Origin of the sequence: Streptomyces sp. KM273126 (assembly GCF_004337435.2) — a bacterium.
Taxonomy (GTDB): domain Bacteria; phylum Actinomycetota; class Actinomycetes; order Streptomycetales; family Streptomycetaceae; genus Streptomyces; species Streptomyces acidicola.
On record NZ_SJXB02000001.1, the window covers coordinates 1,965,188 to 1,977,252 of the forward strand.

Consider the following 12,065-nt stretch of genomic DNA (forward strand, 5'->3'; position numbering starts at 1 on the left):
GCCGCAGCCATGAGGCTCTGTGCCGACCGGAAGGAAGCCGACCGGAATGAAACTGCATGAGCGGAAGATAACGCCCCACAGCGGGCGCCCGGTTCCCCGCGCGCCCGACACCCTCACAACTCGGGTGCGCTCACACCCGTACGAGTGAGGGCCTCCACCACCGCGTCCACGACAGCCTCCACGTCGGGCACCCAGGGCGCGGCCGAGCCGGGCAGCGGCGCCCGTTCCCACCGGACCTGGCCGATGCCGGTCTCGGACGGGGGCAGCGCCAGATAGCCGCCCTCGCTGTGGAAGCGCAGGGAACCAGGCACGAAGTCCTTGGCGTACAGCAACTCGCCCAGTTGCTCCATGGAGTAGGGCGCCACGAGAATCGCCCAGCGCGCGGGGGTCGCGACGACCGGGCCGAGGCGCATCCCCATGCGGTCGAGCGCTTCGAGGGCGCGGGCCGCCGCGAGGGCCGGCAGGCTCACCGCACAGGGCGCCCTGCCTCCCGTGGCCAGCACGATGGGCGCCGCGGGCCGGTTGCTCCACCACCAGCGCACCATGCGCTCGTCGGTGGTGGCCGCGAGGAGACCGGGGTCGAAGGGGTGGGCGCCGGGCACCACACACTCCGCGTCGGGGCATCCGCAGCGGGCCCGGCCCTGCGGATCCGGAGCCACGCCCGGGAGTACGGGCCACTGCCATTCGGTCGCGAACGTCAGGGCCTGGTGAAGCATCTCAGACCTCCCGCCGTTCCGCTGGGGCAGGAGCCTGCGTCGCTTTCCGGGGATCTCGCGCATGAGCGCTCGCTCCTTTCCGTTGCACGCCTGGCAACACCGCGGTCCACATCACATCATGTGTCGATCACTTCACTGTGCGTACCTGCTGGCGCAGCACACCCTTGCCCAAGACAAAGGGAACCCCTATGGGCCGAGCACTGGCTGCTTCCGTGTCCATACTGCGTCTGCTCTAAAGCGCGGGCATGGCGTAAGGGTGGCGACGCCCGGCGATTTGCCGTCCCGCTCTTGCTCGCCGCCTCCGCCACGGGAGGATGGGGCACGGTCGTCGGTGGATAGGACGCTCGGCTGGGGCGCCAGGTTCCAGGTGGCCCCCGCCACCCCTGGCTCTCACCGAGTACGTACCCATCACGACCGCTGTGACGCTCTGTCGAACAAGGCCAGTCGACCGCAATACGCCGTTCCCTGAGGCACTTTTAAGCCAACTTTACTATTTCACAAGAGACTCACCGGATCCCACAGACACCAGATATCCCCGCAGGACAATGCTGGACATCTCCTCACGAGTGCGTGTACATGTGGAGACACCGCTAGCGGCGCAAAATGACATGGGGGTTTGCGATGCTATGGAGCAATACGCGCCGGTCCGAAAGTCGGACACCATGAACGCCCCTCACCTTCCGAAAGTGGCTGGAATCGATTCAACCGTTCCTTCGCCCGCACACACTGTCGTGCCCACACCCGCCGCCACGGGCGCTCCTCCGGCCGCGCCGTCCATCGCCGCCGGGGCCGTTCTCCAGGACCGACTCGCGGGCCGGGTCTCCGATCTCACGACCCTCCACGAACTCACCGAGCGCCTGGCACGCACGGACTCACTCGGCGACGCGCTCCAGGAACTGCTGCGCGCCGGAGCCGCCCTCGTAGGCGCCCGGCGCGGTCTCGTCGTCCTCGAACCGGGCGACGGGCTCGGCCCGGACAGGACCGTCGGCCTCGGCCTCGGCCGGGCCGATCTCGGCCACATCGAGACGGTGCCGCGCGCTTCCATGTCGTACGGCCGGCTCCTCGACACACCGGCCGGACTTCCGGGCGGCGATGGCGAGATCGCACAGCCGGACCTCTTCGCCGAGGACGGGCTCGACCCCCGCCACCGTGAGGTGGCCGCCCGTCTCGGCTACGCCGCCAGTTACGCGCTGCCGCTCACCACGGAGGCAGCGGGCCGCCTGGGTGCCGCCGTCTGGCTCTACGACGAACCCGCCGAGCCGGTCGAGCGGCAGCGGCACCTGGTCGGCCTCTACGCCCGTTACGCGACCGAGCACCTGGCCCGGACCGTCGAAACAGAGCGCACGCGCGCGTGTATGAGGACGATCGCCGAGGAACTGCTTCCCTCCCGGCTGCCCCGCCTCGCCGGCCTCCAGCTCGCCGCCCGCCACCGCACCGGCCCGCGCGGTGGCGGCGACTGGTACGACGCGCTGCCGCTGCCCGACGGCGCGCTCGGCCTCGCGGTCGGGTCCGTCACCGGGTCGGGGCCCAGCGCGATCGCCGCGATGGGGCGGCTGCGGGCGTCCCTGAGGGCGTACGCCGTGATGGAGGGCGAGGACCCCGTCGCCGTCCTGTCCGATCTCGAACTGCTCCTGAGGCTCACCGAACCCGCCCGCTCGGCGACCGCCCTCTTCGCCTACTGCGAACCCGCCCTGCGCAGGATCACGCTGGCCGGGGCCGGGCACAGCCCGCCGCTGGTGATCGGCGAGCGGCGCACCGAGTTCGTGGAGACGTCCCTGTCGGCCCCCTTGGGGATGCTCGCCTGCTGGGAGGCGCCCAGCATCGAGCTGTGCGCCGAGCCGGGCGAGACGGTGCTGCTCTACACCGACGGCCTGCTGCGGCGCATGGGCGGCCCCATGGACCGCGCCTTCGCCCGGCTGCACGCCGCCGCGGCAGCTCTGCCCAGACCGGTGCGCGCCGACCCCGGTGCGGTCGCCGACCACATCCTGGGCAGCGTGCTGCCCGACGGGCCGGTTGTGAGGGCACCTCACAACCGGACGGAGCCGGGACCGGCGGACGGCAGCGACGAGGACGTGGTGCTGCTGGCGGCCCGCTTCGAGTGACCGGGCGGCCGGGTTCCCGCACCGGTTCAGGCACCCTGGTCCCTTTTCGGTACGACCGTACGATGGGGGACGTCCAGTGCCTTATCGAGGAGGATGACCGTGGCGGACGAGCTCGAACCGGAGACCCCGGAGACCGAGGCGACCGATGCCGGAGAAGAGCCGGTCAAGCAGCGCAAGAACGGCCTGTACCCGGGCGTGTCCGACGAGCTGGCCGAGAACATGAAGTCCGGCTGGGCAGACACGGAGCTGCGCGACCTGCAGCCGATCGCCCAGGCCGCCGAGACCGCCGCCCGCCGCGCCGCGCTCTCCGCGCGTTTCCCGGGCGAGCGCGTCGTCGTCCCCGCAGGCAATCTGAAGACCCGCTCGAACGACACGGAATACCCCTTCCGCGCCTCCGTCGAGTACGCCTACCTCACCGGCAACCAGACGGAGGACGGAGTCCTCGTCCTGGAGCCCACCACCTCCCCGGACGGGAAGAGCGGCCACAAGGAGACGATCTACCTCCTGCCGCGCTCCGACCGTGACAACGGCGAGTTCTGGCTCTCCGGCCAGGGCGAGCTGTGGGTCGGCCGCCGCCACTCGCTCACCGAGGCGGCGCAGCTGTACGGCATCGAGGCCTCGGACGTGCGCGAACTGGCGGCCGGGCTGAAGGAGGCCACGGGCCCGGTCCGGGTCGTACGCGGTTACGACGCGGGCATCGAGGCGGCGCTGCACGACAAGGTGACCGCCGAGCGCGACGAGGAGCTGCGCGTCTTCCTCTCGGAAGCCCGCCTGGTCAAGGACGACTTCGAGATCGGCGAGCTGCAGAAGGCCGTCGACTCGACCGTGCGCGGCTTCGAGGACGTGGTGAAGGTCCTCGACAAGGCGGAGGCCACGTCCGAGCGCTACATCGAAGGAACGTTCTTCCTCCGCGCGCGCGTGGAGGGCAACGACGTCGGCTACGGCTCCATCTGCGCGGCCGGCCCGCACGCCTGCACGCTGCACTGGGTGCGCAACGACGGCCCCGTCCGCTCCGGGGACCTGCTCCTGCTGGACGCGGGCGTGGAGACGCACACGTACTACACCGCGGACGTCACGCGCACGCTGCCGGTCAACGGCACGTACAGCGAGATCCAGAAGAAGATCTACGACGCCGTGTACGACGCCCAGGAGGCCGGTATCGCGGCCGTGAAGCCGGGAGCCAAGTACCGCGACTTCCACGACGCCGCGCAGCGCGTGCTGGCCGAGAGGCTCGTCGAGTGGGGCCTGGTCGAGGGCCCGGTCGAGCGCGTCCTGGAGCTGGGCCTGCAGCGCCGCTGGACCCTGCACGGCACCGGTCACATGCTCGGCATGGACGTCCACGACTGCGCGGCCGCGCGCGTGGAGTCGTACGTGGACGGCACGCTTGAGCCCGGCATGGTCCTCACCGTCGAGCCCGGCCTGTACTTCCAGGCCGACGACCTGACCGTGCCCGAGGAGTACCGCGGCATCGGCGTCCGCATTGAGGACGACATCCTGGTCACCGAGGACGGCAACCGGAACCTGTCGGTGGGGCTGCCGCGCCGTTCCGGCGAGGTGGAGTCGTGGATGGCGTCGCTGAAGGGCTGATCAAGGGCCTCGGGGGCAGATCTGTGATGCCGGCCGGGGGCTGAAACGACACTGCTGGCCGGGTGCCCTCCTGGGTACCCGGCCATTGGTGTGACCAGGGGGCAGTTTTTCTGGAGCGGGCCCTTGTCTGCGGCAGGTCGGCGCGCTCCACGGCATGGCACCGAACCAGGTCGTCTACCTGGGCACCACCGGCAGCGAGTCCGCGAACAGGGCGCCCGCCAGCAGCGAGGCGCTGCCACGAGGGCTCCACGCGCGCGCGTGGAGGTCGGCGTCGAGGGCGGTCAGGGCCTCGCGGCCGGCGGCCGTGGACGTGCCGCCGGCGTCGAGGACCGTGCGGGCGCCGGCCTGGACACGACGGAGCCCGTGAGGGCCCGCCGTGTACAGCAACTCCGTGTCCTGCAAGGTGGACATGACGGTGAGAAGGGCGTCGAGCCGGGCCTGCGACTCGGGTGCGCCCGCGGAACGTGCCCTGGACAGGGCGTCCAACGCCCGCCGTATGTGCGGGAATCCCGCCCGTGCCTCGCCCCTCGCCCCGGCAGCGCCGTACGTCGCGGAGACGGACGAGCCCCGGGAGGGCCGTCGTGGGGCCAGCCGGTCGGGGTGGGCGGCGATCTTCTTGGCGGTCGCGGCGAGTTCACGTCCCCGGGCGCCCGGCTCCAGGGCCGCCGCGGCGACCAGAAGCCCCAGCACCCAGGTCGCACCCCGGTGACCGCCACCGGCCAGGGCCACCGAATGCTCGGTGGACCGGCCGATGGCGCCCAGTTCCGCCCGGAGTTCGGGCGTCGGCGCACCGGTCCGGCGCGCGGCCGCCGCCATCGCCGCGAGGCCGGGCGCCAGCGCCTTCGCCGACCAGCGGTGGGCGCAGTGGTCCCGGCGGGTGACGCGGGCGCCGAGGTCACGCGGATCGGGCAGTCCGGGCTTGGGGGCCAGTTCCAGTTGCCGGGTCAACGCGGTCACGGCGGCCCGGGCCAGCGCCTCGTCCTCGCGGCTCCTCATCGGCGCGCCTTACGAGGAGGCCGAGGCGGACGGGGAGGAGGCGTCGGTCGGGGAGGCGACGGCGGATGGGGCCTTTCCGCGACGCCGGGTGATCGATGTGTTCCTGTGGTTTCCCGTCATGGCCCGAAAGTTAGTGAGGGCTGCCGTCAGGAAGCTGGGGCGGAGCTGTGAGTGCCCTGAGAGTGTGGGATGGCGAAGGCTGCCGGGGATCCTGGTCGGGCGGCTGAACGTGAAGGTGAGTCGCTCCGGTGCCGCTGTGCCCGAACTCTCCGCCGCGGTGCCGACGCGCTACACCGCCATCGCTAGACCGAACACAGCTAGACCGCCATCAGCGGAGAGTCCTCGCGCCACTTGAGGATCTTGTCGAAGCTCACCACGGCACCGCCGCGGCCCGGCTTGTTGCCGATGTGGACGTGGTCGGCGAGCTCCTGGATGAGACCGAGGCCACGGCCGTTCTCGGCTTCGGTGCGGGCATGGCGGATCGGTGGGCGCCCTCTCGTGGCGGGAAAGCCCGGCCCGGAGTCGGCGACCTCGATACGGCACTTCTCGCCGTCGAGGTACGCGGTCACCCGGTACGCCTCGGGCGAGCCGGGCGTGGCTCCACCGTGTTCGACGGCGTTGGCGCAGGCCTCGCTGAGGGCGACGGAGAGGTCGTAGGAGACGTCCGGGTCGACGCCCGCGGTCTCCATGGTGCCGAGCAGAAGCCGTCGGGCCAGCGGCACGCTGGCTGCGTCGCGCCGCAGATGCAGTGACCACCAGATGCTCATGCTCCAGCCTCCTGGCCGCGGCTCGACATACCGTTACGTATTGCCCCCAGCGCGGGTGTATAAGCGCATGGATCTCGTGATGCCGCCCATACAGCGGACGCGCGGACGACGGACCTGGGTGTATGCGGGGTTGTCCGGCGGCAGGATTCACCAACCGGACACAGGAGGCGACCAAGGATCCGTATGACGTCCGAGGATGCGAACGGCATCGCCCGAAGCGCGGGGTGGCGACACCGCCCGCAGCGGGGGGACCCGCGGGGGCCTCGCGGGGAGCCCTCCTTCGCCCGTGCGTCGTGTGCCGGAGCGTCCGGCTCGGCACATGCGCCGGGTCCCCACTGAACGCACACCCTTCTTCCGGCCGTATGTCACGTTGTGGACCTGCCGAATGGGGCGTGCAAGGCCAGTGGGATGATGAGCCCGCCATGACTGCCCCCCACCCGCGCACGGCGCGCGCCGGAGGTGATCTCCGGGTTCTGCGGGCCGCGGTGTTCGCCGCGGTCTGCGTCGTGCTGGCCGCGGCAGGTCATGCGCTAGCCTCCTGCGCCACGGTCCCGCTGTGGACGCTGGGCGCAGGGTTCGCCGCTGTCTTCGCCGTCGCGCTGCCGCTCGCCGGGCGCGAGCGCTCGCTGCCGGGCATCGCGACGTTGCTGGCGCTGGGCCAGACCGTGCTGCACACGCTGTTCGGACTCGGCCAGCACGCCACGTCCACACCGGCCGGTGCCCCCGACACCGTGGACGCCGCCCTCATCGAGCGCGCCGCGCGGCTCGTCTGCGGGGCGACCGCGGCCGCGATCAGCCCGGCACAGGCCCAGCGCATCCTCACCGACGCCGGGCTGGACGCGCACGCCGCGCACAGCCCCGCGGACGCGGCGATGGCAACGGGTTCCTCGGCCTCCGTTCTCCCGACCCTGCCGATGCTGCTCGGCCACGTCCTCGCGGCCGTCGCCACCGGGTGGTTGCTGCGGCACGGGGACCTGGCGCTGCTGCGGATCGTGCGGCTGTCCGCGGGCGCCACGCTCGTACGTGCCCTGCGCGCGGCCCTCGCACTGGTGGGTGCCCTGCGCTCCGGGCTCCCGGGAGCGCCGGACGAGGCACCCCACGCTCCGCGCTCCGCTCAAGAGGAGCCACCGGCACCGCGTACGGCCGCGCTTCAGCACACGGTGATCCGGCGCGGCCCGCCCTCCTCGGCCGCCGTACTCGTGCTCGCTGCCTGACGCGGCGCGCCACTCCACCGGAGGGGACGTCGTCGTCCGGCACACGCGCGTGCCCGTCGTTTTCGTCGGCCCGGGGCTTCGGCGTTTTCCGATGTCCCAGGGGCCTCGTTCTCGATGGCTCTCCCCGTAGAGGACGGTTCTCCCCGCAGAGGACGGCTCTTCCTGTAGAGGCGGTTTTCCGAAAGGCACCTCCCCAAGAGGGCGCTTTTCGCAGGCCGTCTCCCCAGGAGAGCGATTTTCGGGGATGCTCGGAGCCGCTTTTCGCGGTCCCACTGGCACCGGCACGCACGCGCACCCCTCTTCTTCTCCGGACCATCCGTCTCTGTGGAGTGTCATCTGCCATGAAGGCTTCCCGTATCGCCGTCGTCGGTGCCGTCGCCGCCTCGGCCGTCGTCGTCCTGTCCTCCCCCGCGTTCGCCCACGTCAGCGTCTCGCCCGAGGGCACCGCCCCCAAGGGCGGCTACGCGACGGTCAACTTCAAGGTCCCGAACGAGCGCGACGACGCCTCGACCACCAAGCTGGAGGTGACCCTCCCGACGGACCACCCGCTCGCCTCGGTGCAGCCGGAGGCCGTCGCCGGCTGGAAGATCGAGGTCACCCGCTCCAAGCTCGACAAGCCGGTCGACCTGCACGGCGAGAAGATCGACGAGGCCGTCTCCAAGGTCACCTGGACGGCCACCGGCAAGGGCATCGAGCCCGGCTTCTTCCAGAAGTTCCCGCTCTCCCTCGGCCAGCTCCCCGAGGACAGCGACGAGCTCGTCTTCAAGGCCCTCCAGACGTACTCCGACAACGACGTCGTGCGCTGGATCGAGGTGCCGGAGAAGGGCCAGGAGGAGCCCGAGAGCCCGGCGCCGGTGCTCGCCCTGTCCGCCGCCACCGAGGATCACCACGGGGCGGCGGGCGCCGACGCCGACCAGGCCTCAGCATCGGACACCGACGACGCCGAGGCCGCCTCCGCCAAGACCTCCGCCGCCCAACCCGCCGACAGCACCGACACCACCGCCCGCGTCCTCGGCGTCGTGGGCATCGTCGTGGGCGCCGCCGGCGTGGCCTACGGCGTGCTGGCCGGTCGCCGCCGTACCAGCGTCTGACCTCGTCCGCCCCCGACGCGCGCCCCGGGGTCGTACAGCCTCGTCGGCACGACGGCACATCGCCGTCGGACCACACCACTGCCGTCCGTCGTCATACGACCCCGGCGCGGGCCAAGCATCAAACATCTGGGACATTTTTCTATGCGCACGAACAGCCCGAAGAAGACGTACGCAGCGGCGGCCCTGCTCGCCGCCGCCGCCCTCACCCTCTCCGCCTGCGGCAGCAGCGGTGACGACGCGAACGCCTCTGTCGCCGAGGTGTCGGAGGAGTCCGGCACGACCAAGGCTGCGACGGTCCTCGACAAGCCGTTCGAGAAGCCCGACCTCGTCCTCACGGACACGGAGGGCAAGTCGTACGACTTCCGCAAGGAGACCGAGGGCAAGCCGACGCTGATCTACTTCGGCTACACCAACTGCCCCGACGTCTGCCCGCTGACGATGAACAACATCGCCGTCGCCGAGAAGGAGGTGTCCAAGAAGCTGCCGAAGTCGGAACTGGCGAACCTGCGCATCGTCTTCGTCACCACCGACCCGGAGCGGGACACCCCGAAAGCCCTCGGCGAGTGGCTCAAGGGCATCGACCCCGATGTCGTCGGCCTGACCGGCGACTTCGACACGATCCAGGCCGGCGCCCGCACCGTCGGCATCTCGATCGATCCGCCGACGAAGGGCAAGGACGGCAAGGTCACCTCCATGCACGGCACCCAGGTCATCGCGTTCTCGCCGAAGACCGACGGCGGCTATGTGCTGTACGGGGAGGACGCGACCGTCGAGGACTACACCAAGGACCTGCCGAAGCTCCTCAAGGGTGAGAACCCGTGAGGCTCCGCATCGGGGCGGCCTTGGCCATGGCCGCCGTACTCGCCCTCGCCGGCTGCGGCGGAGAGGACACCGGGAGCCAAGGGGCCGGCCTGAAGGTGCAGTCCGCCTACATGCCCCAGCCGGTCACCGCCGCCATGGCAGCCGGTTACCTGGTCATCGAGAACGACAGCGACGCCCCCGACACCCTCCGGTCCGTCACCAGCGACATCGCCCAGGACGTCACGATCCACACGACGTCCGGGCAGACGATGGAGAGCGCCGGCAGCGCCGACCGCGCCATCCCCGCCCACGGCAGGCTCGTCCTGGAGAGCGGCGGGATGCACCTGATGTTCGAGAAGCTGAAGCGCAAACCGAAGGAGGGCGAGACGGTGTCCGTGGAACTGCACTTCGCGAAGACCGACCCGGTCAAGGTCGAGATGCCGGTGAAGTCGGCCACGTATCAGCCGGCGTCGACCACATCGACCAAGTCGTCCGCGTCGTCGTCGTTCTCGCCGTTCTCGTCGTTGTCGTTCTCGTCGTTGTCGTTCGCGTCGTTGGCGTTCTCGTCGTCGTCTTCGACTTCGTCTGCGGCGTCATCGTCGTCGTCGCACCACTGAGGGAGGGACCACCGTTGAGCCCCCTGAGGCAGGCCATCGCTCCTCGTGTCCGGGCGCTGTTGTTGCTGTTCGTCGCCGTGACCGGCGCCCTGCTCGCCGGCGCCGTGCCGGTCTCCGCGCACGCCGCGCTGACCGGGAGCGACCCGCAGCAGGGGGCGGTGGTCAAGGAGGCGCCGACCCAGGTGTCGCTCACCTTCTCCGAGAAGATCGCGATGTCCGACGGCTCGGTGCGGGTGTACGACCCCAAGGGCAAGCAGGTCGACACCGGCAAGACGTCCGACCTGGGCGGCAACGCCTACGGGGTGAAGCTGCACTCGGGGCTGCCCGAGGGCACGTTCACCGTCACCTACCAGGCGGTCTCCGCAGACAGCCACCCCATCTCCGGCGCGTACACGTTCTCCGTGGGCGCGCCCTCGAAGACCACCGCCGCGGTACCCGAGCAGACGGCGGGCGGCGGGATCGTCGGCGGACTCTACGGGTTCGCACGCTATGCCGCGTACGCCGGTTTCATCCTCCTGGTCGGCGGCGCCGCCTTCGTGCTCGCCTGCTGGCAGCGGGGGGCGGGCATACGGCCCGTGCAACGGCTCGTGGTGTCCGGATGGCTCACGCTGACCGCGGCCACCCTGGCGATGCTGCTGCTGCGCGGCTCGTACACCGGGTCCGGGAAGGTCGGTGACATCTTCGACCTGACCCTGCTCGGAACCGTGCTGCAGACCAAGTCGGGCGCGGCGCTGGTGTCCCGGCTGCTGCTGCTCGCGGCGGCAGCACTGTTCATCGCGGTGCTCTTCGGGGCGTACGCGCGGCGGGACGAGGCCGAGGAGAACGCGAACGGCGACGGCCAGGACAGCGAGACGGATGCGGAGAGTCCCGCCCACACGGACAGCGACCCCCACGGGGAGGGGGACGGGGACAGCGACGCCGAACCGTACGCCGACAAGAAGGACCTCACCTTCGGGCTCGCGATCGGCGGGAGCGTGGTGGCCGCGGGTCTGGCCGCGAGCTGGGCCATGGCCGAGCATGCCTCGGCCGGCATCCAGACGGGGATCGCGATGCCCGTCGACGTGGTGCATCTGCTGGCGGTCGCCACCTGGCTGGGCGGGCTCGCGGCGTTGCTCGTCGCGCTGTTCCGGGCGCCCGCGGAGGCCCCGGTCGAGGCGGCGGCCGTACACCGCTTCTCACGTGTCGCGTTCGGCAGCGTGCTCGTCCTGACGGCGACCGGCGTCTACCAGTCGTGGCGCCAGGTCGGCTCCTGGTCGGCGCTGACCGGGACCTCGTACGGACAACTGCTGCTCGTGAAGATCGGGCTCGTCGTAGTGCTCGTGGGCATCGCGTGGATCTCCCGGCGGTGGACGGCCCTGTTGGCGGACACTCCGGCGGAGAGCGTGGCTTCCCCGGCCTCCCCAGCCTCCGTGGCGTCCGGGGCCGTGCAGCGTACGGATGGGGCTCGTACGGACGGGGCTCGTAAGGCTGTGATCTCGGGTGGGGGCGCGAAGGGGGCGAGTACGACCCTGGAGGGCTCCGCTCCGGCCACGGAGGACGAGGTCAGGGGCTCCGAGGACTCGGCGGACTCCGGGCAGGACTCCGAGGATCCCGAGCGCGCCGCCCAACTCGCCCGCCAGCGGGCCGCCATGGCCACCACGCGCGAGAAGCGCATCCGGGACGCCGATCCGGGCCGCAGAGGACTGCGCCGGTCCGTGCTCGCCGAGGCGGCCGTGGCCCTCGTAGTGCTGGCCGTGACGACGGCGCTGACGGTGACCGAGCCCGGGCGCACCGTGGAGGAGGCCGAGGCGGCCACGTCCGCGGCACAGCAGTCCGACGTGGCCGGGGACTCCGGGGCGCTGGCCCTGGACATCCCGTTCGACACGGGGAGTCAGGACGGCAAGGGGGTCGTACGGGTCGACATCGACCCCGCGCGCGTGGGCGGCAACGAGATGCACGTCTATGTACAGCGGTCCAACGGCAGGGTCTTCGACATCCCCGAGGTGAAGGTCGCCTTCACGCTCAAGGCGAAGGACATCGGTCCGCTGCCCGTCGTCCCCGACCGCATCGCCACCGGCCACTGGACGGCCATCGGGGTGCAGATCCCCATGGCGGGCAACTGGGAGGTCGCGGTCACCGTACGGACGTCCGACATCGACCAGGTGACCGTCACGAAGAACGCGCAGATCGGCTGA

At 71.1% G+C, this 12,065-nt stretch carries 10 protein-coding genes; 7 read left to right on the forward strand and 3 right to left on the reverse strand.

The genetic code is table 11. The annotated features are described in order from the left end of the window. Window positions 1–113: 113 nt before the first annotated feature. A complete protein-coding gene (locus E0500_RS08465) occupies window positions 114–779 on the reverse strand; it encodes a bifunctional DNA primase/polymerase (RefSeq protein ID WP_131558537.1) in 666 nt (221 codons plus the stop codon). A gap of 482 nt (window positions 780–1,261) precedes the next feature. Between E0500_RS08465 and E0500_RS08470 the strand changes: the two genes are divergently transcribed. Next, complete coding sequence (locus E0500_RS08470; protein WP_131558535.1) at window positions 1,262–2,818, forward strand: PP2C family protein-serine/threonine phosphatase; 1,557 nt, start codon at window positions 1,262–1,264, stop codon at window positions 2,816–2,818. A 99-nt stretch (window positions 2,819–2,917) separates the two neighbouring features. Next, window positions 2,918–4,405: an aminopeptidase P family protein gene (locus E0500_RS08475; protein WP_131558533.1), complete on the forward strand. Its 1,488-nt coding sequence runs from the start codon at window positions 2,918–2,920 to the stop codon at window positions 4,403–4,405. A 174-nt stretch (window positions 4,406–4,579) separates the two neighbouring features. Here the strand turns inward: E0500_RS08475 and E0500_RS08480 are convergent, their stop codons facing one another. Further along, window positions 4,580–5,401, reverse strand: coding sequence for a triphosphoribosyl-dephospho-CoA synthase (locus E0500_RS08480; RefSeq protein WP_131558531.1), 822 nt, complete (start codon window positions 5,399–5,401; stop codon window positions 4,580–4,582). 317 nt (window positions 5,402–5,718) lie between these two features. Next, window positions 5,719–6,168: an ATP-binding protein gene (locus tag E0500_RS08485; protein ID WP_131558529.1), complete on the reverse strand. Its 450-nt coding sequence runs from the start codon at window positions 6,166–6,168 to the stop codon at window positions 5,719–5,721. Between the two features lie 422 nt (window positions 6,169–6,590). Between E0500_RS08485 and E0500_RS08490 the strand changes: the two genes are divergently transcribed. The 5 genes from E0500_RS08490 (at window position 6,591) to E0500_RS08510 (ending at window position 12,065) form a co-directional block, all read left to right on the forward strand. Next, window positions 6,591–7,382 carry a hypothetical protein gene (locus E0500_RS08490; RefSeq protein WP_131558527.1) on the forward strand — a complete coding sequence of 264 codons (792 nt, stop codon included), beginning with the start codon at window positions 6,591–6,593 and terminating at the stop codon, window positions 7,380–7,382. A gap of 341 nt (window positions 7,383–7,723) precedes the next feature. After that, complete coding sequence (locus E0500_RS08495) at window positions 7,724–8,473, forward strand: YcnI family protein (protein ID WP_131558525.1); 750 nt, start codon at window positions 7,724–7,726, stop codon at window positions 8,471–8,473. 141 nt (window positions 8,474–8,614) lie between these two features. Then, on the forward strand, window positions 8,615–9,295 hold the full coding sequence (locus tag E0500_RS08500) for an SCO family protein (protein ID WP_131558523.1): 681 nt from the start codon (window positions 8,615–8,617) through the stop codon (window positions 9,293–9,295). Then, window positions 9,292–9,891, forward strand: a complete 600-nt coding sequence (locus E0500_RS08505) for a copper chaperone PCu(A)C (protein WP_181586916.1) — start codon at window positions 9,292–9,294, stop codon at window positions 9,889–9,891. The genes E0500_RS08500 and E0500_RS08505 overlap by 4 nt, the downstream gene beginning before the upstream one ends. Window positions 9,892–9,914: 23 nt before the next feature. Then, window positions 9,915–12,065: a copper resistance CopC/CopD family protein gene (locus tag E0500_RS08510; protein ID WP_131558573.1), complete on the forward strand. Its 2,151-nt coding sequence runs from the start codon at window positions 9,915–9,917 to the stop codon at window positions 12,063–12,065.